At 57.4% G+C, this 19,872-nt stretch carries 19 protein-coding genes and 1 pseudogene; 11 read left to right on the top strand and 9 right to left on the bottom strand.

The features are described from left to right. The first annotated feature begins 106 nt into the window (after nt 1–106). The 3 genes and pseudogenes from upp to DEO48_RS13250 all read left to right on the top strand — a co-directional run bounded on the left by upp (nt 107) and on the right by DEO48_RS13250 (nt 2,905). A pseudogene (upp, locus tag DEO48_RS13260) lies at nt 107–734 on the top strand (uracil phosphoribosyltransferase). Nucleotides 735–817: 83 nt separating this feature from the next. Further along, nucleotides 818–2,107 (top strand): uracil permease, encoded by a 1,290-nt coding sequence (gene uraA, locus DEO48_RS13255; protein ID WP_023308768.1) that lies wholly within the window; start codon nt 818–820, stop codon nt 2,105–2,107. Between the two features lie 96 nt (nt 2,108–2,203). Continuing rightward, a complete protein-coding gene (locus DEO48_RS13250; RefSeq protein WP_211438414.1) occupies nt 2,204–2,905 on the top strand; it encodes a DnaA inactivator Hda in 702 nt (233 codons plus the stop codon). Between the two features lie 45 nt (nt 2,906–2,950). Here the strand turns inward: DEO48_RS13250 and DEO48_RS13245 are convergent, their stop codons facing one another. The 3 genes from DEO48_RS13245 to celB are packed head-to-tail and all read right to left on the bottom strand — an operon-like array spanning nt 2,951 to nt 6,651. Next, on the bottom strand, nt 2,951–4,372 hold the full coding sequence (locus tag DEO48_RS13245) for a M17 family metallopeptidase (RefSeq protein WP_109845429.1): 1,422 nt from the start codon (nt 4,370–4,372) through the stop codon (nt 2,951–2,953). Then, nucleotides 4,372–5,328 (bottom strand): N(4)-(beta-N-acetylglucosaminyl)-L-asparaginase, encoded by a 957-nt coding sequence (locus tag DEO48_RS13240; RefSeq protein WP_047744109.1) that lies wholly within the window; start codon nt 5,326–5,328, stop codon nt 4,372–4,374. Before DEO48_RS13240 ends, DEO48_RS13245 begins: the two co-directional genes overlap by 1 nt. A gap of 3 nt (nt 5,329–5,331) precedes the next feature. Continuing rightward, nucleotides 5,332–6,651, bottom strand: coding sequence for a PTS cellobiose transporter subunit IIC (celB, locus tag DEO48_RS13235; protein WP_024907562.1), 1,320 nt, complete (start codon nt 6,649–6,651; stop codon nt 5,332–5,334). Nucleotides 6,652–6,797: 146 nt separating this feature from the next. Between celB and DEO48_RS13230 the strand changes: the two genes are divergently transcribed. Then, the gene (locus DEO48_RS13230) at nt 6,798–7,622 is read left to right on the top strand and encodes a helix-turn-helix domain-containing protein (protein WP_109845428.1); all 825 of its coding nucleotides are present in this window, start codon (nt 6,798–6,800) and stop codon (nt 7,620–7,622) included. Here the strand turns inward: DEO48_RS13230 and arsC are convergent. After that, complete coding sequence (gene arsC / locus DEO48_RS13225) at nt 7,619–7,975, bottom strand: arsenate reductase (glutaredoxin) (protein ID WP_023308762.1); 357 nt, start codon at nt 7,973–7,975, stop codon at nt 7,619–7,621. The genes DEO48_RS13230 and arsC overlap by 4 nt on opposite strands. An 18-nt stretch (nt 7,976–7,993) precedes the next feature. Beyond that, entirely contained in the window at nt 7,994–9,457 is a 1,464-nt protein-coding gene (bepA, locus tag DEO48_RS13220) for a beta-barrel assembly-enhancing protease (RefSeq protein ID WP_023308761.1), read from the bottom strand. A 221-nt stretch (nt 9,458–9,678) separates the two neighbouring features. On the opposite strand from bepA, the gene DEO48_RS13215 reads away from it, so the two are divergent. After that, nucleotides 9,679–10,743 carry an AI-2E family transporter gene (locus DEO48_RS13215; RefSeq protein ID WP_109845427.1) on the top strand — a complete coding sequence of 355 codons (1,065 nt, stop codon included), beginning with the start codon at nt 9,679–9,681 and terminating at the stop codon, nt 10,741–10,743. 95 nt (nt 10,744–10,838) lie between these two features. Here DEO48_RS13215 and bcp read toward each other — a convergent pair whose 3' ends face one another. Both bcp and DEO48_RS13205 read right to left on the bottom strand, forming a co-directional pair. Then, nucleotides 10,839–11,309, bottom strand: coding sequence for a thioredoxin-dependent thiol peroxidase (bcp, locus tag DEO48_RS13210; RefSeq protein WP_023308759.1), 471 nt, complete (start codon nt 11,307–11,309; stop codon nt 10,839–10,841). Further along, a complete protein-coding gene (locus tag DEO48_RS13205) occupies nt 11,309–11,878 on the bottom strand; it encodes a glycine cleavage system transcriptional repressor (protein WP_029739969.1) in 570 nt (189 codons plus the stop codon). The genes bcp and DEO48_RS13205 overlap by 1 nt, the downstream gene beginning before the upstream one ends. Nucleotides 11,879–12,023: 145 nt before the next feature. On the opposite strand from DEO48_RS13205, the gene dapA reads away from it, so the two are divergent. The 6 genes from dapA (at nt 12,024) to ypfH (ending at nt 18,481) form a co-directional block, all read left to right on the top strand. Further along, nucleotides 12,024–12,902: a 4-hydroxy-tetrahydrodipicolinate synthase gene (gene dapA / locus DEO48_RS13200; protein WP_023308757.1), complete on the top strand. Its 879-nt coding sequence runs from the start codon at nt 12,024–12,026 to the stop codon at nt 12,900–12,902. 16 nt (nt 12,903–12,918) lie between these two features. Continuing rightward, entirely contained in the window at nt 12,919–13,953 is a 1,035-nt protein-coding gene (gene bamC, locus DEO48_RS13195; RefSeq protein WP_109845426.1) for an outer membrane protein assembly factor BamC, read from the top strand. Nucleotides 13,954–14,062: 109 nt separating this feature from the next. Continuing rightward, nucleotides 14,063–14,776 carry a phosphoribosylaminoimidazolesuccinocarboxamide synthase gene (gene purC / locus DEO48_RS13190; protein ID WP_032659350.1) on the top strand — a complete coding sequence of 238 codons (714 nt, stop codon included), beginning with the start codon at nt 14,063–14,065 and terminating at the stop codon, nt 14,774–14,776. A gap of 120 nt (nt 14,777–14,896) precedes the next feature. Next, nucleotides 14,897–15,766 carry a neutral zinc metallopeptidase gene (locus tag DEO48_RS13185; RefSeq protein WP_109845425.1) on the top strand — a complete coding sequence of 290 codons (870 nt, stop codon included), beginning with the start codon at nt 14,897–14,899 and terminating at the stop codon, nt 15,764–15,766. After that, the gene (locus DEO48_RS13180; protein ID WP_109845424.1) at nt 15,766–17,712 is read left to right on the top strand and encodes a tRNA(Met) cytidine acetyltransferase TmcA; all 1,947 of its coding nucleotides are present in this window, start codon (nt 15,766–15,768) and stop codon (nt 17,710–17,712) included. Before DEO48_RS13185 ends, DEO48_RS13180 begins: the two co-directional genes overlap by 1 nt. Nucleotides 17,713–17,785: 73 nt before the next feature. Continuing rightward, nucleotides 17,786–18,481 carry an esterase gene (gene ypfH / locus DEO48_RS13175; protein WP_109845423.1) on the top strand — a complete coding sequence of 232 codons (696 nt, stop codon included), beginning with the start codon at nt 17,786–17,788 and terminating at the stop codon, nt 18,479–18,481. Nucleotides 18,482–18,519: 38 nt separating this feature from the next. Here the strand turns inward: ypfH and DEO48_RS13170 are convergent, their stop codons facing one another. Next, a complete protein-coding gene (locus DEO48_RS13170; protein WP_023308751.1) occupies nt 18,520–18,717 on the bottom strand; it encodes a hypothetical protein in 198 nt (65 codons plus the stop codon). A 24-nt stretch (nt 18,718–18,741) separates the two neighbouring features. Further along, entirely contained in the window at nt 18,742–19,869 is a 1,128-nt protein-coding gene (gene dapE, locus DEO48_RS13165; RefSeq protein ID WP_045355343.1) for a succinyl-diaminopimelate desuccinylase, read from the bottom strand. Between the last annotated feature and the right edge of the window lie 3 nt (nt 19,870–19,872).

The raw sequence follows: 19,872 nt of genomic DNA, 5'->3' as shown, positions 1-19,872 counted from the left end.
ATCACTTTGCTTGATATACGTCAAGCAACATGGGTATGGCCTAATCCGAAAAAAGCGGTATAATCCCGCGATTTTTTTGCGGACGCCACCTCAGAGGAGAAAGAGAATGAAGATTGTGGAAGTGAAACACCCACTCGTTAAACACAAGTTGGGCCTGATGCGTGAGCATGACATCAGCACGAAGCGTTTTCGCGAACTGGCATCTGAAGTCGGCAGCCTGCTGACCTACGAAGCGACCTCTGATCTGGAAACAAGAAAAAGTCACCATCGAAGGCTGGAACGGCCCGGTGCAGGTTGAGCAGATCAAAGGTAAGAAAATTACCGTGGTGCCAATCCTGCGTGCCGGTCTCGGCATGATGGAAGGCGTGCTGGAGCACGTGCCAAGCGCGCGTATCAGCGTGGTGGGTATCTACCGTAACGAAGAAACCCTTGAGCCTGTTCCTTACTTCCAGAAGCTGGTGTCTAACATCGACGAGCGTATGGCGCTGGTGGTTGACCCAATGCTCGCGACCGGTGGCTCTATGATCGCCACCATCGACCTGCTGAAAAACGCGGGCTGTAACAGCATTAAGGTGCTGGTATTGGTTGCTGCTCCGGAAGGGATCGCGGCGCTGGAAAAAGCGCACCCGGACGTTGAGCTGTATACCGCCTCTATCGACCAGGGGCTGAACGAGCACGGGTACATCATCCCGGGGCTCGGCGATGCCGGCGATAAGATCTTTGGTACGAAATAATCGAATAACGATAAATAAGCCGACTTTGATAGTCGGCTTTTTTTTGAATAAAACACCAACAATACGACACAGAGGAAAACACTATGACGCGCCGTGCTATCGGGGTGAGTGAAAGACCGCCGCTTTTACAGACTATCCCGCTTAGTTTGCAGCACCTGTTCGCCATGTTTGGCGCAACCGTGCTGGTGCCAATCCTGTTCCACATTAACCCAGCCACCGTGCTGTTGTTCAACGGCATTGGTACGCTGCTGTACCTCTTTATCTGTAAAGGCAAAATCCCGGCGTATCTCGGGTCGAGCTTCGCCTTTATCTCGCCGGTGTTACTGCTGCTGCCGCTGGGTTATGAAGTCGCGCTGGGCGGCTTTATCATGTGTGGCGTCCTGTTCTGCGTGGTGTCCTTCATTGTGAAGAAAGCCGGTACCGGCTGGCTGGACGTGATGTTCCCGCCTGCGGCGATGGGCGCCATCGTTGCGGTCATCGGTCTGGAGCTGGCGGGCGTCGCGGCGAATATGGCCGGTCTGCTGCCTGCTGACGGTCAGTCACCGGATTCCAAAACCATTATCATCTCGCTGGTAACGCTGGGCGTAACGGTGTTTGGCTCCGTGCTGTTCCGCGGCTTCATGGCGATTATCCCGATCCTGATCGGCGTGCTGGCGGGCTATGCGCTCTCCTTCGCGATGGGCGTGGTGGACACCACCCCGATCGCTCAGGCCCACTGGTTCGCGCTGCCAACCTTCTATACGCCACGCTTTGAATGGTTTGCTATTTTCACCATTCTGCCTGCGGCGCTGGTGGTAATTGCGGAGCACGTCGGCCACCTGGTGGTGACGGCGAACATCGTAAAGCGCGATTTAATCCGAGACCCGGGTCTGCACCGCTCCATGTTTGCGAACGGTTTCTCCACCATCATCTCCGGTTTCTTCGGCTCGACGCCAAACACTACCTACGGCGAGAACATCGGCGTGATGGCGATTACCCGCGTCTACAGTACCTGGGTTATCGGCGGCGCGGCGATCATCGCCATTCTGCTCTCCTGCGTCGGCAAGCTGGCGGCAGCGATTCAGATCATTCCGGTGCCGGTAATGGGCGGCGTTTCTCTGCTGCTGTACGGCGTGATCGGCGCCTCCGGTATTCGCGTGCTGATTGAATCCAAAGTGGATTACAGCAAGGCGCAAAACCTGATCCTGACCTCCGTTATCCTGATCATCGGCGTGAGCGGTGCTAAGGTGCATATTGGTGCGGCCGAGCTGAAGGGCATGGCGCTGGCGACCATCGTCGGCGTGGGCCTGAGCCTGATCTTCAAGCTGATCTCGGTCATCCGCCCGGAAGAAGAAATTCTGGACGCGGACGACAGCGAAAAAGCGTCACATTGATCGTATTACCGGGCGAGGGATCGCCCGGTTCTCTCCTTGCAGGTTCCGTGTTAAACTCCATTCCGATTTTACGTAGGATCTCTGGTTGAGGTATTTCTGAACGGACCGGCACAGCTCTCTCTGCCACTCTATCTCCCTGACGACGAAACTTTCGCGAGTTTCTGGCCGGGTGATAACCCCTCTTTACTGGCTGCACTGCAAAACGTGCTGCGCCAGGATCACAGCGGATACATCTATATCTGGTCACGCGAAGGCGCGGGGCGCAGCCACCTGCTGCATGCCGCCTGCGCAGAGCTTTCGGCGCGCGGAGATGCGGTAGGCTACGTGCCGCTGGATAAACGCACCTGGTTCGTACCTGAGGTGCTGGAGGGAATGGAACATCTCTCGCTGGTCTGCATCGATAATATCGAATGCGTGGCGGGGGACGAGCCGTGGGAAATGGCGATCTTTAACCTCTACAACCGCATTCTGGAGTCAGGCAAAACCCGGCTGCTGATCACCGGCGATCGTCCGCCGAGACAGCTCAATCTGGGGCTGCCGGACCTGGCGTCTCGTCTGGACTGGGGGCAAATCTACAAGCTTCAGCCGCTGTCGGATGAAGATAAGCTTCAGGCGTTACAGCTGCGCGCAAAGCAGCGCGGGTTTGAGCTGCCGGAGGACGTGGGGCGCTTCCTGCTCAAGCGGCTGGATCGCGAAATGCGCACGCTGTTTGACACGCTCGATCAGCTCGATCGCGCCTCCATTACCGCCCAGCGCAAGCTGACCATTCCGTTCGTGAAAGATATTCTTAAGCTTTGAGTTTGTTCGCCCGGTGGCGGCTACGCCTTACCGGGCCTACGAAAATTAGACATCCCCCAGCAAGTGCTCAACCAAAAGCGGAATTGGTCTTCCCGACGCCACGCTCCTGCCGCTCTCTCGCCACAGCGCCGTACCGCTAATGTCCAGATGCGCCCACGGGATCGTCGGCCGGCAAAAGTGGTGCAGCAGCCACGCTGCCGAGGCGCTGATCGCCGCATTGTTGGTCGGCGTGTTGCACAGATCGGCGATGGCGCTGTCGGTCTGTTTTTTCAGCCGCGCATCCAGCGGCAGGGACCACACTTCATCGCCGCTCTGCTTACCCGCCAGCGTCAGCGTCGCGCGCAGCGGTTCATCCTGCGTCATTAATCCGCTCAATTCATACCCCAGCGCCTTCACGACCGCGCCGGTTAAGGTCGCCATATCAATAATATAGCGCGCCTGCGGATGGCGCTGGCTGGCCCAGGCGATGGCGTCCGCCAGCACCAGTCGGCCTTCGGCATCGGTGTTGTTGATTTCAACCGTGATGCCGTTGCAGGCCGTCGCCACCGTGCCGGGCTGCATGGCGTCGGGGCCGATGGCGTTTTCTGCCAGCGCCAGCACGCCCATGATGCGCACGGGTAACCCCAGCTCTGCCACGGTCAGCATCAGGCCCAGCACGTTAGCCGCACCGCACATGTCGTATTTCATGGTGTACATGCCCGCGCCTTCCTTCAGCCACAGGCCTCCGGTATCGAAGGTAATGCCTTTACCCACATAGCAGCGCACCGGGCCGTCGTTGACGCCGTCATAATGAATAGCCAGCAGGCGCGGCGGACAGGTCGCCCCTTTGCCAACGGCCTGCAGCAGCCCCAGACCCTGCTCAGCAATAGCCTTTTCGTTCAGCACTTCGCAGCGCAGGGCGGGGAACGCGGCACAGTGCCTTTGCGCCTCTTCCACCACAAACTGCGGCGTGCATTGGTCGGACGGGATATCCGCCAGACGTCGCGCCGCGATCATGCCCTGGGCGATGGCCTGCTGCTGGCGGAAGATCCCCTCCAGTTTTGCCTGCTGTTCCGGCAGGCAGAGGGCGGTGATGTGCGTAAGGCGCACCGTCGATTCATCCGTTTTCTTTAGCTTGAGGTCGCTCAGCCTGTGCGCCTGATTAAAGAGAAAGCGCAGCACCTGCGCCAGCACCACATCGTCGATAGCAGTAACGTCCAGTATCAGCTCGGGGCTGACGGGCGAGGCCAGCAGCGGGCGCAGCGCCGTCAGCAATCCTTCGGTCAGGCTATCCTGCCAGAGGGCATCCGGCAGCAGGGTGATCCGGGCAAACGGGGCGCAGCCAAAGCGGGTGTCAGCGATGCTGGCAGACTCGCGCATTTCCGCGACAAGCGCCGTTTCGGGCAAATGCGTACAGGAGGCGGACGCAATCAAATGGCTTTGCGAAGCCGCGTCAGAAAGCGCGGTGATAAACTGATACGTAATCATCATGACTCCTCAATCGGCGCGCGGATCCGCGCGGCATAGGCCTGCATCCACTCATCGTCTACGGCGTAATAATGCGTTTTCTCCCGCAGGCGTTCGGTACGAAAAACGGTGAGGGGCTGGCGAGCCGTCGCCACCACGAACGAGAACGTTTTGATGTTGGTGGCGGCCCCGAACTCGCCTCTCTTGTTCATGCACACCACGGAAAGATCGCCCGCACGGCCAAAGCGCGACATCAGCTTGTCTTCCAGCTCGAACACCACTGAATCCGCCGCCTGCTGCGGCGTCATACCCTGCGCCATGCGGCGGACGATTTCGTAGCTGGTGCAGCCTTTCATCAGATCTTCACCGACGCCCGTGGCGGTGGCGGCGCCGGTTTCACTGTCGCAGTAAAATCCGGAACCAATAATGGGCGAATCGCCGAGTCGACCACGTTTTTTCATGAACAGGCCGCTGGTGGAGGTGGCGACGCTCATTGACCCTTGTTTATCGAGTCCGATAATGCCGACGGTGTCATGCCCGTCGTAAGGGCTTAAGCCCTTATCCAGCGTCTCGCGGCAGCGCTTGCGGTAGTGCTGCATGGCGCGGTCAGTGAGCATGGTTTTGTCGGCGAAGCCCTGGCTCAGCGCCCATTCCCGCGCGCCCTGGCCGACAAGCAGGCTGTTGTAGCGCTGGCGGCTTAACGCATGCGCCACGCGCACCGGGTTGGCGATATCCACCAGATTGCCCACGGCGCCAAACGCCAGCGTATCGCCGTCCATGTAGGCGGCGTCCAGCTCCACTTCGCCATTTTCGGTGGGCAGTCCGCCGTAGCCGACGGATTTGTAAAACGGAAAGTCCTCGACGGCGGCAACGGCATCAACCACTGCCGCAGAGACCGGTTTACCCGCAGCCAGCGCTGACGCAGACTCCGTAACGCCTTCAAGCGCCATTCTCCAGGTCGCGATAATTCCCCACATGCTTTACTCCTGTTTTGCAAGGGTGGTGTCGGTTTGCGTAACGGTGGCCATTTCCGCCGCGCGGTACTGTTTGTCCACGATACGCATAAAAGGCAGGTATAGCATGGCGCCAATCAGCAGGTTGATAAGCTGCATGACGCTGCCGCTCAGGTGTCCGGTAACGATAAAGCCGCTGATGACCGGCGGCAGCGTCCAGGGAATAAACACCCCGGTGGTGACGGCAACCGCGCCAATCTTCATCGCCGCATACTGCACGGTGACCAGCACCAGCGGCACCAGGTTGAACGGGATGAGCATGATCGGGTTCATGATCACCGGCAGGCCAAACAGGATCGGTTCGTTGATGTTAAACACCGATGCCCCGGCGCCGAGGCGCGCCACTTCACGCATGTTTTTGCTGCGGGCGAAAATCAGCATCGCAATCACCAGCGACAGCGTGGCCCCCGCGCCGCCCATCCAGATCATGTCAAAAAACTGTTCAGTAATAATGTGCGGCGGCGTCGTGCCTGCCTGAATCGCGGCGATGTTGTCGGTCTGGTTCTCCATCCACAGTGGGCGAATGATGCCGTTGATCATCGAGCCGGAGTTAATGCCTACTGACCACAGAATGGTGATGCTGAACACCGTCATCAGCGCGCCAAAGTAAGAGGTGCCGTAGTGGCGCACCGGCGTGGCAACCACTTCGTAAATAAACTGGTGGATGGTGTTGTAGTGGGTGTTTTCAAACACGATGCGGATACCCAGTACCAGAATCATCACCAGCAGGGCCGGGATCAGCGCGGCGAACGACTCCTGCACCGCCGGAGGCACGCCGTCCGGCATTTTGATCACCAGCTTTTTGCGCTTGAGCCAGCAGAACAGCTCCGTCCACAGCAGGGAACCGATCATCGCCACGAACAGCCCTTTGCTGCCAATCCACTCCACCGGAATGACGGTAATACCGCCGTTTTCTGCCACTTTGATAAAGGGCGTCAGGATGAGAAAGGCGACCAGCGCCAGGATACCGCAGGAGATGCGATCCTCACCATAGTGCTCCGCCAGACGGAACGCCACCAGGAAGCTGATGAACAGCGACATGGTGGAGAACACCGCGTTGAACGGGATTTCTATTATGGCGCTCCAGCTCTCACCAAAGGCCTGAGACATAAACTGCTGATAGGCTTGATTCGGGAACGACGATATCACCAGCAGAATAGAGCCGACGATGATAAACGGCATGAAGGATACGTAGGCGCCGCGAATGGCCCCGAGATGACGCTGCTGGGCCGTTTTGGCCGCCAGCGGCATCAGTTTTGCTTCAAGAAATCCCAGAACATTGTTCATTGTGAACTCCGTACAAGATTGAGGGGTGTTGTTTGTGTTATGTCTGGGGATTATCAGTGAAGCGCGGCGTGCGAAAGGTGAAATCGGTCACAAAGCAATCGCTGGTGTAATATAAATCTCATAAGATTAGTTTTGAGGATCCTGCGATGGAAATTAAACTGCATGCTAATGCAACCACGACGCCGCGCATCCGTCGCTATCTTCAGCAGTCAGATAAAAGCGACAGAGAGCTTGCTACCGAGCTGGGTATTTCGGTCACTACCGTCAGGCGCTGGCGCAACCGCGAGCAGGTTTCGGATAACCATACGACGCCAAAAGTGATATACAAAGCATTGAGACAGGAGCAGGTTGCGCTGGTCAATGCCCTGCGGGATATCACTGGCGCCCCGCTGGACGAACTGCTGCAGATGGTCAATAGCGGACTCGGGATAGCCGTGTCCCGCGCGACCCTGAATCGCTATCTCAAACCGGCTCCGGTAAAGCAGAAGGGCGCGACGTTGCAGGGGAAAAAGGCGCTGAAGGCAGGCATCGTGCCGCAAAAACTCCTGTTACATCATCAGCCTCTGTCGCTGCATATGGACGATGGCGGAGAACAGCATCTGCTGTGGGCGCGTGAACCCGTGAGCGGCTGGTGCTATGCCCGGCTGTACGCGGGCATTTCTCCGCAGCTGCTGACCCACTGGGCGAACGACGCGCTGGCAGCCTGTCCGGCTGATATTCAATCTGTTGAGACTTTTGGTTTTGAGGTGAAGCTTGGGGAGCGTAATACCACCGTGACAGCGCATCCGCAGCAGTACCGTGCCGTTCAGGTCGATCTACCGCTATGTGAAATCATCCCGCGTCTGAGCAGTGAACCGGCAGGCGAGCTGTTGATCCATCTGTGCGAATTTTACAACTGGGGAAAAGCGCAGAAAAAGCTGGGAGAGAGTACGCCGCAGGCCTTTCTGGAAGCGCTGCGGCATAAGAACTAGAGGATCTCGAGCACGTCTTCCGGCGGGCGTCCAATGCGCGCCTGGCCGTTCGCTACCACAATCGGGCGCTCAATCAGCTTTGGATTTTCAACCATCGCCTGGATCAGCTCAGCCTCGGTGAGGCGGCTGTCATCCAGGTTAAGCGACTTATACAGATCTTCTTTCTGGCGCATCAGCTCTCTTGCACTGCCCATTCCCAGCATGTGCAGCAGCTGGCGGAGGGTTTGCGCGTCAGGTGGGGTGTCGAGGTACAGCACCACTTCCGGCTCAACGCCGTTAGACTTCAGCAGGCTCAGGGTATCGCGGCTCTTGGAGCAGCGCGGGTTGTGATAGATTTTTACGGCGTCTGTCATGACGTGAATTCTCCTTTATTACATCTTCTCGTACGGCTTAAAGCGCTGCTGCAGGCCGCGCAGCTGATCGATACGCGCGTCGTAACGGGCCTGCTGGAGGCTGCCGAGCTTGACCTGCGAGCTGGCGCTGCTGAGCGCGGAAATCGCCTGATCGAGGCGGCCCACCAGGGCAAAACCTTCGGCACGCGCCGCCAGCTCCTGATCGCGGTTGCCAAGCTGCGCTTGCGCCTGAGCGAGCAGATCCCAGCCGTTTTGATCGTCTTTATTATTAAAGGTGTAGCGGTTCAGAATGGTCGCCGCTTCGCCAGGCTGGCCGCCCTGTAAGTAAGCGTTCGCCAGGTTAAGCTGCAGCACCGGGTTGGTACGGACGTCTTTCGCCCCTTTCAGACGGTTAATCGCATCGGCCGTTTTCTTCTGCCCCAGATCGATATCCGTCGAGAGATCGAGATACCACGGGTTGTTCGGGTCGGCAGCCAGAAGCGGTTGCAGCGCTTTACGCGCCTCGTCGTATTTGCTGGCTTCCATCGCCTGGAGCGCCTGACCATACTGCGCGGCGTTTTTCTCACGCACGTTGCCTTTCGCCAGGGTATCCAGCAGGTCGCTGGTGAGCTGGTTACGCCCGGAGTTGTACATCCCAAGCGTTCTCACTTTCGCCATGTAGAAATCCTGTGATGACTGGACCACGACCGGACGCATCTGGTTGGCACGGTTACGGGCGTCCGACAGGCGGCTTTCCGGCAGCGGGTGCGTCAACAGAATTTCCGGCGGACGGGAAGAGTAACGCGCCTGATCGAGCAGTTTTTCCAGGAAGCTCGGCATGGCCTGCGGGTCAAAGCCTGAACGCTGCAGCACCTGAATCCCGATGCGGTCCGCTTCCTGTTCATTTTGCTGGGTAAAGCTGATCATTCCCTGACGCGTTCCCGCCAGCGTACCGGTCAGGGCCGCCATCCCGGCCTGCGGGCTGGCCATCGCCAGCAGAATAGAGCCCAGCGCGCCCACCCAGGTGAGGGGGGCGTTACGTTTCTGGTCTTCCATGGCGCGCGCCAGGTGGCGCTGGGTGACGTGCGAAATTTCGTGCGCCATCACCGAGGCCAGCTGGCTTTCGTTGTCAGAGTAACGGAATAACGCCGAATGCAGCACCACGTTACCGCCAAAGAAGGCGAAGGCGTTGATTTCGTCATTATTGATTAAATAGAAGTGGAAGGGCGTTTTTACCGAGTCGGCGTGCGAAACCAGACGCATCCCCAGCCCGTTAATGTACTGTACCAGCAAAGGGTCGTTAATCAGCGGGGCGCTGCCGCGCAGCTGGCGAACATAGTAATCCCCCATTTGCATCTCTTGCCCAATAGAGAGCGTGCTTCCTGCTGTGGTGCCCATGTCCGGCAATGAATCGGACGAGTCAGCAAAAGCGGGCAACACCTGACCGACCGTCACCGCGGCAATCAGTGTTGCAACCAGTGTTTTTCTCAACTGCCTGAACATAACCACTGTCCTGTATGTTGGATGTGCTAATTTGACCGATGAAGCGGCATATCGTTCATCTCTGCTGCTCTGCGAGTGTAGCCGTGTTACAGCATGAAGAAAATCCCATTCATCAGGCTTTTGCGGATTGCGATCGGGATACAAAAAGCGAAAGTCTTTTTTGTGACAGTTAGATACAATTCACCGTCTCACTCCCGCCATTCGATTCAGGGAAGGGTTGTATGCTCGAAATGTTAATGCAGTGGTACCGGCGTCGGTTCAGCGACCCGGAAGCCATTGCTTTGTTGGTTATTCTGGTTGCCGGGTTCGGTATTCTGTTCTTCTTCAGCGGCCTGCTCGCGCCACTGCTGGTGGCGATTGTGCTGGCGTACCTGCTGGAGTGGCCGACGGCGCGCCTGGAACACATCGGCTGTTCCCGCCGCTGGGCGACCAGCATCGTGCTGGTGCTGTTTGTCGGCATCCTGCTGCTAATGGCCTTTGTGGTGATGCCGGTCGCCTGGCAGCAGGGAATTAACCTGATCCGCGACATGCCCGGTATGCTGAACAAGCTGTCTGATTTCGCCGCCACGCTGCCGCGCCGTTACCCGGCCCTGATGGATGCCGGGATTATCGACGCGATGGCCGAAAATATGCGCGCCCGCATCATGACGATGGGCGATTCGGTGGTGAAGTACTCTCTGGCCTCGCTGGTCGGACTGCTGACGCTGGCGGTTTACCTTGTGCTCGTGCCGCTGATGGTCTTCTTCCTGGTGAAAGATAAAGATCAGATGCTCAACGCCGTGCGCCGTATCCTGCCGCGCAACCGCGGTCTGGCAGGGCAGGTCTGGGAAGAGATGAACCAGCAGATCACCAACTACATTCGCGGCAAGGTGCTGGAGATGATTGTCGTGGGGGGAGCCACCTGGATTGGCTTCCTGATTTTCGGGCTGAACTACTCGCTGCTGCTGGCGGTGCTGGTGGGGCTGTCGGTCCTGATTCCGTACATCGGCGCGTTTGTGGTGACCATTCCGGTTGTTGGCGTCGCGCTGTTCCAGTTTGGGCTGGGGACGGAGTTCTGGAGCTGCTTTGCGGTGTACCTGATTATTCAGGGCCTGGACGGTAACCTGCTGGTGCCGGTGCTGTTCTCCGAAGCGGTGAACCTGCATCCGCTGGTGATTATCTTATCCGTGGTGATTTTCGGCGGGCTGTGGGGATTCTGGGGCGTGTTCTTTGCGATTCCGCTGGCGACGCTGATTAAAGCCGTGGTCCACGCGTGGCCGGATGTGCCGGCGGTGGAAGAGAAGTAGTTTTTGTGCAGCCCGATGCTCTCACTCCGACCCTCTCCTGTGGGAGAGGGGGAAAACACTAAAAACGGCAACCTGGGTTGCCGTTTTGCTGTTTATCAGGCGTTCTCTTTCAGCCAGTTCAAGACCACGTCGTGGTGGTTGCTGGTTTTGAAGTCGTCAAACACATGTTCAACTTTACCGTCAGCGTCAATCAGGAAGCTGATGCGGTGAATACCGTCGTAGGTTTTACCCATAAACGTCTTCTCGCCCCAGACGCCGAACTGCTCGCATACCTGATGGTCTTCATCAGAAAGCAGCGTGAAGTTCAGCAGCTCTTTTTCAGCAAATCGTGACAGCTTTTCTGGTTTATCCGTGCTGATACCCAGCACTTCCACGCCGACTTTTTTCAAGTCGTCCATGTTGTCGCGTAAGCCGCAGGCCTGTACGGTGCAGCCGGGGGTCATGGCTTTCGGGTAGAAATAGACCAGAACACGCTGTCCCTGGAAGTCGGTCAAATTTACTTGCTCGCCGTCTTGATCCGGTAAGCTAAATTTCGGTGCGATGTCACCGGCTTTCAGTGGGTTCATTACTCAACTCCATCCTGTTCGTGCTGCGAATAATTGACGACGCTTATACTGCCCTGCGCGTTTAATTCTGTACAGAGGGCTTTGAACGCTTGCTCGATATTTGACGCATCCTGTGAGGCAGGGCTGTGCGCGGTAATTTGAATAAACAGCACCGGAAGACCCTGGTCATCGCTTGTCTGCGTACGGGAAACCAGTTCGGCAATATTCATCTGGTGACTGTCAAAAAGCGCCGTGAAACGCTCAATCAGATGCGGAGAATCAGGCACTTCAACCTGTACCCAGACGGTAGAAGGCAGTGCCGGACGCGGACGCGCGGTGGTGCGCTTCATGACAATCAGCAAATCCAGTTCGGCCCCTTTCAGCGGCAGGGTCGATTCAATCAACGTAATGGCGTTCCATGTCCCGGAAAGCAACATAATAAATGTGAACTCTTCGCCAAGCATCGCCAGACGGCTGTCTTCGATATTACAGCCGCAGCTGCTTACGTGACGGGTGATGGTGTTCACGATACCCGGCCTGTCGGCACCCAGCGCAGTGATAACCAGGTAATGTTGTGATGAGGTTGTCAAACCTGTTCTTCCTTTGCATGGTTAAGTCTTCCTAAGGAAAGCATAAAAAAAACATGCATACAACCGCCTGAGAGCCTCAGGTCGCTTGCTTTTATTACAGTTCCAAACGTAACATTGAGGCTCTTGTTCGCACAGAGGATGGCTCATGTTCACGGGAAGTATTGTCGCGCTTGTTACACCGATGGATGAAAAAGGTAATGTCTGCCGGTCAAGCATGAAGAAGCTCATTGATTACCATGTCGCCAACGGAACCTCGGCGATCGTTTCGGTAGGGACTACCGGTGAATCCGCAACGCTGAGCCACGACGAGCACGGCGATGTGGTAATGCTGACCCTGGAACTGGCTGACGGACGTATTCCGGTCATCGCGGGGACAGGGGCTAATGCAACCGCAGAAGCTATCAGCCTGACCAAACGTTTTAACGACAGCGGCATCGTTGGCTGTCTGACGGTGACCCCTTATTACAACCGTCCTACTCAGGAAGGTTTGTTCCAGCACTTCAAAGCCATCGCTGAACATACTGACTTGCCACAAATTCTGTATAATGTGCCGTCCCGTACCGGTTGCGATATGCTGCCGGAAACCGTTGGTCGTCTCTCGGAAGTAAAAAATATTATCGGTATTAAAGAGGCGACAGGGAACTTAAGCCGCGTTCATCAGATCAAAGAGCTGGTTTCAGACGACTTTATCCTGTTGAGTGGTGATGATGCGACCGCGCTGGACTTTATGCAGCTCGGTGGTCATGGCGTGATCTCCGTAACGGCAAACGTTGCGGCGCGCGATATGGCAGAAATGTGCAAACTGGCCGCAGCCGGTCACTTTGATGAAGCGCGTGTCATTAATCAGCGTCTGATGCCGCTGCACAATAAATTATTTGTCGAACCCAATCCGATCCCAGTGAAATGGGCATGTAAGGAGTTGGGACTTGTAGCATCCGACACGCTGCGTCTGCCAATGACACCGATTACCGACCACGGTCGTGACATCGTCAGGGCGGCGCTGAAGCATGCCGGTTTGCTGTAGAGTTTAGGGAGAGTTGATGGCTTATTCAGTACAGAAGTCGCGCCTGGCGAAGGTTGCGAGTGTTTCGCTTGTTATGCTGCTCGCTGCCTGTAGTTCAGATTCGCGCTACAAGCGCCAGGTGAGCGGTGATGAATCCTATCTGGATGCGACCCCGCTTGCTGAACTTCACGCACCGGCTGGTATGATCCTGCCGATTCAGAACGGCGATTATAATATTCCCGTGACCAACGGCAGCGGCCCGGTCGGTAAAGCGCTTGATATTCGTCCGCCAGCACAGCCTCTGGCACTGGTCAACGGGGCGCGTACCCAGTTCACCGGTGATACGGCGTCTCTGATGGTTGAGAGCGCGCGCGGTAGCTCGCTGTGGCCGCAGGTTGTCAGCGTCATTCAGTCGAAGAACTACACCATCGATAAACGCGATGACGCCAGCCAGACGTTAACCACCGACTGGATCGAATGGAACCGTCTGGATGAAGACCAGCAGTACCGCGGTCGCTATCAAGTCTCCGTTAAACCACAGGGTTACCAGCAGGCGGTTAACGTTAAGCTGTTGAACCTGGAACAGGCGGGTAAACCGGTTGCGGATGCCGCGTCCCTGCAGCGTTACAGCACCGAAATGCTGAACGTGATTGCCGCGGGTCTGGATAAGACCGCTACCGATGCCGCCAACGCCGCGCAGAGCCGCAACGGCGCGACCTTCGATGTACAAAGCGGTGCGGATGATACCGGCCTGCCAATGCTGGTGGTGCGTGCACCGTTTAACCAGACCTGGCAGCGTCTGCCAGCGACGCTGGAAAAAGTGGGCATGAAAGTGACCGACAGCACGCGTTCGACCGGCAGCATGACGGCAACGTATAAGCCGCTCTCCGACAGCGCATGGCAGGAACTGGGCGCGAAAGATCCTCAGCTTGCCTCCGGTGACTACAAGATTCAGGTAGGCGACCTTGATAACCGCAGCAGTCTGCAGTTTATCGATCCAAAAGGTCACACGCTGACCCAGTCGCAGAACGATGCGCTGGTCGCTGTCTTCCAGGCAGCATTCAGCAAATAAACACGAGGGCTGGTGAATCCAGCCCTTTTTATTTTAGTGCCACGCAAACGTGTGCGTGGCATAATATCCCCAGTTTTGAACACAAATCATCACACCAGGAGTAATGAAGATGCAGAAGCAAGCTGAGTTGTATCGTGGCAAAGCGAAGACCGTATACAGCACGGAAAACCCGGATCTGTTGGTGCTCGAGTTCCGCAATGATACGTCAGCAGGGGATGGCGCACGCATTGAGCAGTTCGATCGTAAAGGCATGGTGAACAACAAGTTCAACCACTTCATTATGACCAAACTGGCCGAAGCGGGCATCCCGACCCAGATGGAAGCGTTGCTGTCCGATACGGAATGTCTGGTGAAAAAACTGGATATGGTTCCGGTTGAGTGCGTTATTCGTAACCGTGCGGCGGGCTCCCTGGTGAAGCGTCTGGGCATTGAAGAAGGTATCGAACTGAATCCACCGCTGTTCGACCTGTTCCTGAAAAACGATGCCATGCACGACCCGATGGTCAACGAATCCTACTGCGAAACCTTCGGCTGGGTGAACCAGGAGAACCTGGCGCGCATGAAAGAGCTGACCTACAAAGCCAACGACGTGCTGAAAAAGCTGTTTGATGACGCGGGCCTGATCCTGGTTGACTTCAAGCTGGAGTTTGGTCTGTTCAAAGGCGAAGTGGTGCTGGGCGATGAGTTCTCACCGGACGGTAGCCGCCTGTGGGATAAAGAAACCCTGGATAAAATGGACAAAGACCGTTTCCGTCAGAGCCTGGGTGGTCTGATTGAAGCGTACGAAGCGGTTGCTCACCGTTTAGGCGTTAAGCTCGACTAACTTCCTCACTTGCCAAAGGATGTTTGCATCCTTTGGCGTCTTACCTTTGTTTCCTATGGTAATCTTGCCGTTAACCGCCTACGATCATAGCTATTATAAATGGAATAGTTCGAGGTGGTTATGCGCTGGCAAGGGCGTCGTGAAAGTGACAATGTAGAAGACAGACGCAGTGATGGCGGCGGCGGTCCTTCAATGGGTGGGCCAGGCTTCCGGTTACCCAGCGGCAAGGGCGGTATCATCCTGCTGATTGTGGTTTTAGTCGCGGGTTACTACGGCGTTGACCTCACCGGGTTGATGACCGGTCAGCCGCTGCAGCAGCAGGAGCATTCTCAGCGCTCCATCAGCCCGAATGAAGATGAAGCGGCCAAATTTACCTCCGTTATTCTCGCCACAACAGAAGACACCTGGAGTCAGCTGTTTGAGAAGATGGGGCGTACCTACCAGCAGCCGAAGCTGGTGATGTACCGGGGGGCAACCCGCACCGGATGCGGTACCGGGCAATCTGTGATGGGGCCGTTCTACTGCCCGGCAGACGGCACCGTCTATATCGATCTCTCTTTTTACGATGACATGAAACGCACGCTTGGCGCTGACGGTGATTTTGCCCAGGGCTACGTGATCGCGCATGAAGTCGGCCATCACGTGCAAAAGCTGCTGGGGATTGAGCCAAAAGTGCGCCAGCTCCAGCAAAATGCGTCTCAGGCGGAAGTGAACCGCCTTTCCGTGAAAATGGAGCTGCAGGCAGACTGCTTTGCGGGCGTCTGGGGCCACAGCATGCAGCAGCAGGGCGTGCTGGAATCCGGCGATCTTGAGGAGGCGTTAAATGCCGCTCAGGCTATCGGTGACGACCGTCTTCAGCAGCAGAGCCAGGGGCGCGTCGTGCCGGACAGCTTCACTCACGGAACCTCACAGCAGCGCTATAGCTGGTTTAAACGCGGCTTCGACAGCGGCGATCCGGCGCAGTGTAATACCTTCGGCAAAGCGATGTAATGCTGGAGTTTGAACAGCTGATAAGCGAGCTTGAGCGCACCGGCCATCGTCGGCTGGTGGTGCTCAGCGGTGAGGCGCAGTGGACGTTAACCCAGGCGCTGGACCTGCGTGACGCCTTGCCCGGAGACTGGGTAAGGCTTGACGAACACCCTTCAAAAGCCATCAGCGGCCTGCTGGGACGCGAGTTCCGGCACGCTGTTTTTGACGCCAGCGCCGGGTTTGATGTCGCCGCATTTGCCGCCCTGAGCGGAACGCTGAGCGCCGGAAGCCTTCTGGTGCTGCGGGTTCCGCCGCTCGACGCGTGGGCTGAGTTGCCAGACAGCGATTCACTGCGCTGGAGCGACAGCGCCGAAGCGATAGCCACGCCGCATTTTGTCCACCATTTCTGCCGGACGATTGCCGCCGATCCCGACGCGATTGTCTGGCTTCAGGGCTGCGCGTTATCCCTTCCGCCTTTACCCGACGCGCCTGACTGGCAGCCTGCCAGCGGCGCACCGCAGCGCGAGCAGGCTGAGATCCTGGATGTGCTGCAGGGGATGGCGGAGGGCATCGTGGCCGTTACCGCCGCGCGCGGGCGCGGAAAATCAGCCCTGGCGGGCATGTTGCTGAACCGCATTGCGGGCAGCGCCGTGGTAACCGCGCCGTCGAAGGGGGCGACGGATATCATCGCCCGCTTCGCCGGAGAGCGTTTTCATTTTATGGCCCCGGACGCGCTGCTTGCCTCTTCATGCCAGGCTGACTGGCTGATTGTCGATGAAGCCGCTGCTATCCCCGGACCTCTGCTGGAAAAGCTGGCTGTCCGTTTCCCTCGGGTGCTGTTGACCACCACGGTGCAGGGATATGAAGGGACGGGCCGGGGATTCTTGCTTAAATTTTGCGGTCGGTTTGCCGGGCTGCAGCGCTACAGCCTATCTACACCGGTGCGCTGGGCGGCGGGCTGTCCGCTTGAGCGGGTTGTCGCCAGTGCGCTGCTGTTTGACGATACGCTGATTGACCGCCGCCCGGAGGGAGAGGTGCGTCTAACGTCTCTGACGCCGACGGCCTGGGAACGCCGCCCGGCGCTTGCAGCGAGCGTATACGAGCTCCTCTGCGCGGCGCATTATCGCACCTCGCCGCTCGATTTACGCCGCATGATGGACGCGCCCGGGCAGTGGTTTGCCGTTGCCGAAACGGACCCGGATATCGCCGGGGCGCTCTGGCTGGTGGAGGAGGGCGGGCTCTCCCCTGAGCTTAGCCGCGCCGTGTGGGCAGGATACCGGCGTCCGCGCGGTAACCTGGTGGCGCAGTCTCTGGCGGCGCACGGCGGCTCTCCGCTGGCGGCGACGCTCAGAGGACGACGGGTCACCCGCATTGCCGTACATCCTCACCGTCAGCGGGAAGGGATTGGCCAGGCACTTGTTCGCAGCGCCAGCGGCGAAGATTATCTGTCGGTGAGCTTCGGCTATACCGATGAGCTTTGGCGTTTCTGGCAGCAATGCGGGTTTGTGCTGATGCGGATGGGCAGCCATCGTGAAGCCAGCAGCGGATGCTACACCGCGATGGCGTTGCGGCCGCAGAGCGAGGCCGGGCGTCAGCTGTGCGAGCAGGCGCAGCGGCGTCTAAAGCGCGATGCGCGGGTATTATCGGCCTGGAACGGTGAAAAGATCCCCGTGGAAGACGGCTGGGAAGCTACCCTTAATAATGACGACTGGCTGGAGCTGGCGGGGTTTGCTTTTGCGCATCGGGCGTTTTCAACCTCGGTTGCCGCACTGACGCGGCTGTTGTTAACAGTGGACATGCCGCTTCCGGCCCTGCGTGGGAAAATGGAAGGGAAAGTGGAAGACGTCGGGCGAAAAGCGTTGCTGGCAACGTTGCGGAGTGAAACTGCGCAAGCGATTGAAAGCCTTGACTATTCGCGCTGCCAGCAGTTGAAAGAAGAGATTTTGCAATGGCAATTTTTTCAATGACTTCTTCAGTAAAGTGGCATGGTCATTCACGTCGGGAGGCGTAGAATCCAGGTCATCTATTAAGGAGACCACCATGAAACACGACCATTTTGTTGTTCAAAGCCCTGACAAACCGGCTAAACAGTTACTGCTTCTGTTTCATGGCGTAGGCGATAATGCCGTCAATATGGGTCAGATTGGCAGCTGGTTTGCGCCCGTTTTTCCGGAGGCATTGATTGTCAGCATCGGTGGCGTAGAGCCATGTGGTCCGAACGGACGCCAGTGGTTCTCTGTTCAGGGCGTGACGGAAGAGAACCGTCAGGCTCGCATCGACGCCATCATGCCCAGCTTTATCGACATCGTCCGCTACTGGCAGCAGCAGAGCGGCGTGGGTGCCGACGCGACCGCGCTGATTGGCTTCTCGCAGGGGTCAATCATGTCGCTGGAAAGCGTAAAAGCGCAGCCGGGTCTGGCGTCACGCGTCATCGCGTTTAACGGCCGCTTTGCGACGTTACCGACAAGCGCGACCACGCAGACCACGATCCACCTGATCCACGGTGGTGAAGACCGGGTGATTGAGCTCTCGCATGCGGTTGCCGCCCAGGAAGCGCTGATTCGCGAAGGTGGGGACGTGACGCTGGATATCGTTGACGATCTGGGCCACGCGATTGACGACCGTAGCATGCAGTTCGCGCTCGATCGTTTGCGCTATACCGTACCGAAGCACTACTTTGATGAAGCGCTCAGCGGCGGTAAGCCGGATAACGATGATATTGTGGAGTTTATGTGAGGTTTCCCCCTCTCCCGGGGAGAGGGGAAACTTAACGATTACTTCTTCTGGTCCTTGTTCGGCCAGTCGTCGTCATCGTCCCACTTGTCGTTAAAATCACGGTGCGGGGGAAGATCCGGTTTGTTGGCGAGAAATTTTTTATGGTCAACGCGCTTAAGATCTTTAATCACGTTCAGCAGTACGCCAACCAGAAAAACTAACACCAGAATCCACCAGTACTTTGAAAGCCAATCCATTCGCTATTCCTCTCAGAGCGTTCGTCAGGCGACGAGTTGCTCCATAATACGTTGATACATACGGGCCAGCAGTTGCAAATCTGCCGCATTGACACACTCATTGATTTTATGAATGGTTGCGTTCACTGGACCCAGTTCGACAACCTGGGCGCCCATACGGGCGATAAAGCGTCCGTCTGAGGTGCCACCCGTTGTCAGCAGCTGTGGCTTAATTTCATTATAGTGCTCGATGGCGTTCACCACCGCATCCACCAGTTTGCCACGCTGCGTCAGGAACGGCTGGCCGGAAAGCCACCACTCCACGGTGTAGCGCAGGTGATATTTTTCCAGCAGTGCGACGACGCGCGCCTTGATCGTCTCATCGGTCAGTTCGGTGCTGAAGCGGAAGTTAAACTGGACGAAGTAATCACCCGGGATCACGTTGTTGCTGCCGGTCCCGGCCTTGACGTTCGCAATCTGCATGCTGGTCGGCGGGAAGAATTCGTTGCCTTTATCCCACTCGATGCCCACCAGCTCGCTCAGCATCGGCGCAGCGCGATGAACCGGGTTATCGGCCAGATGCGGATAAGCAACGTGCCCCTGAACGCCGTGAATGGTCAGGTTACAGGTCAGCGAGCCGCGGCGCCCGTTTTTGACGACATCGCCCACCACTTCGGTACTGGACGGCTCACCAACCAGACAGTAGTCGAGACGCTCGTTACGCGCCATCAGCGCTTCAACGACCTTCACGGTACCGTTATGGGCGCTGGCTTCTTCGTCGGAGGTGATTAAAAACGCCAGACGGTTTTTGTGGTTTGGATGCTGAGCCACAAAGCGTTCTGCCGCCACGACCATCGCCGCCAGCGAGCCTTTCATGTCTGCCGCGCCGCGACCAAACAGCATGCCGTCGCGGATGGTCGGTTCAAACGGCGGGTTGATCCAGCGATCCGCGTCACCGGCGGGAACGACGTCAGTATGCCCGGCAAAGGCCAGCGTTTCACCCTGGCCGCGCCACGCCCAGAAGTTCTGGGTATCGCCAAAATCCATGCGTTCAACGGTAAAACCGATGGCACGCAGGCGCTCAATCATAAGTGCCTGACAACCTGCGTCGTCCGGGCTAAGGGAAGGACGGCGAATAAGCTGCTGAGTCAGCTCAATGACCGGGCATGACATAAA

This window comes from Enterobacter sp. CGMCC 5087, assembly GCF_003144775.1.
GTDB classification, from domain to species: domain Bacteria; phylum Pseudomonadota; class Gammaproteobacteria; order Enterobacterales; family Enterobacteriaceae; genus Enterobacter; species Enterobacter cloacae_M.
Note: the sequence above shows the minus strand (reverse complement) of the source record. Positions and strands in the feature narration are given on the sequence as shown.

What these genes read in the sequence shown, in the direction of transcription:
- DEO48_RS13170 (WP_023308751.1), bottom strand. Translation starts at nt 18,717, where the DNA reads ATGGATTGGCTTTCAAAGTACTGGTGGATTCTGGTGTTAGTTTTTCTG.
- dapE (WP_045355343.1), bottom strand. Translation starts at nt 19,869, where the DNA reads ATGTCATGCCCGGTCATTGAGCTGACTCAGCAGCTTATTCGCCGTCCT.
- DEO48_RS13215 (WP_109845427.1), top strand. Translation starts at nt 9,679, where the DNA reads ATGCTCGAAATGTTAATGCAGTGGTACCGGCGTCGGTTCAGCGACCCG.
- ypfH (WP_109845423.1), top strand. Translation starts at nt 17,786, where the DNA reads ATGAAACACGACCATTTTGTTGTTCAAAGCCCTGACAAACCGGCTAAA.
- bepA (WP_023308761.1), bottom strand. Translation starts at nt 9,457, where the DNA reads ATGTTCAGGCAGTTGAGAAAAACACTGGTTGCAACACTGATTGCCGCG.
- DEO48_RS13240 (WP_047744109.1), bottom strand. Translation starts at nt 5,328, where the DNA reads ATGTGGGGAATTATCGCGACCTGGAGAATGGCGCTTGAAGGCGTTACG.
- uraA (WP_023308768.1), top strand. Translation starts at nt 818, where the DNA reads ATGACGCGCCGTGCTATCGGGGTGAGTGAAAGACCGCCGCTTTTACAG.
- DEO48_RS13230 (WP_109845428.1), top strand. Translation starts at nt 6,798, where the DNA reads ATGGAAATTAAACTGCATGCTAATGCAACCACGACGCCGCGCATCCGT.
- DEO48_RS13185 (WP_109845425.1), top strand. Translation starts at nt 14,897, where the DNA reads ATGCGCTGGCAAGGGCGTCGTGAAAGTGACAATGTAGAAGACAGACGC.
- bamC (WP_109845426.1), top strand. Translation starts at nt 12,919, where the DNA reads ATGGCTTATTCAGTACAGAAGTCGCGCCTGGCGAAGGTTGCGAGTGTT.
- arsC (WP_023308762.1), bottom strand. Translation starts at nt 7,975, where the DNA reads ATGACAGACGCCGTAAAAATCTATCACAACCCGCGCTGCTCCAAGAGC.
- DEO48_RS13245 (WP_109845429.1), bottom strand. Translation starts at nt 4,372, where the DNA reads ATGATTACGTATCAGTTTATCACCGCGCTTTCTGACGCGGCTTCGCAA.
- dapA (WP_023308757.1), top strand. Translation starts at nt 12,024, where the DNA reads ATGTTCACGGGAAGTATTGTCGCGCTTGTTACACCGATGGATGAAAAA.
- DEO48_RS13180 (WP_109845424.1), top strand. Translation starts at nt 15,766, where the DNA reads ATGCTGGAGTTTGAACAGCTGATAAGCGAGCTTGAGCGCACCGGCCAT.
- bcp (WP_023308759.1), bottom strand. Translation starts at nt 11,309, where the DNA reads ATGAACCCACTGAAAGCCGGTGACATCGCACCGAAATTTAGCTTACCG.
- celB (WP_024907562.1), bottom strand. Translation starts at nt 6,651, where the DNA reads ATGAACAATGTTCTGGGATTTCTTGAAGCAAAACTGATGCCGCTGGCG.
- purC (WP_032659350.1), top strand. Translation starts at nt 14,063, where the DNA reads ATGCAGAAGCAAGCTGAGTTGTATCGTGGCAAAGCGAAGACCGTATAC.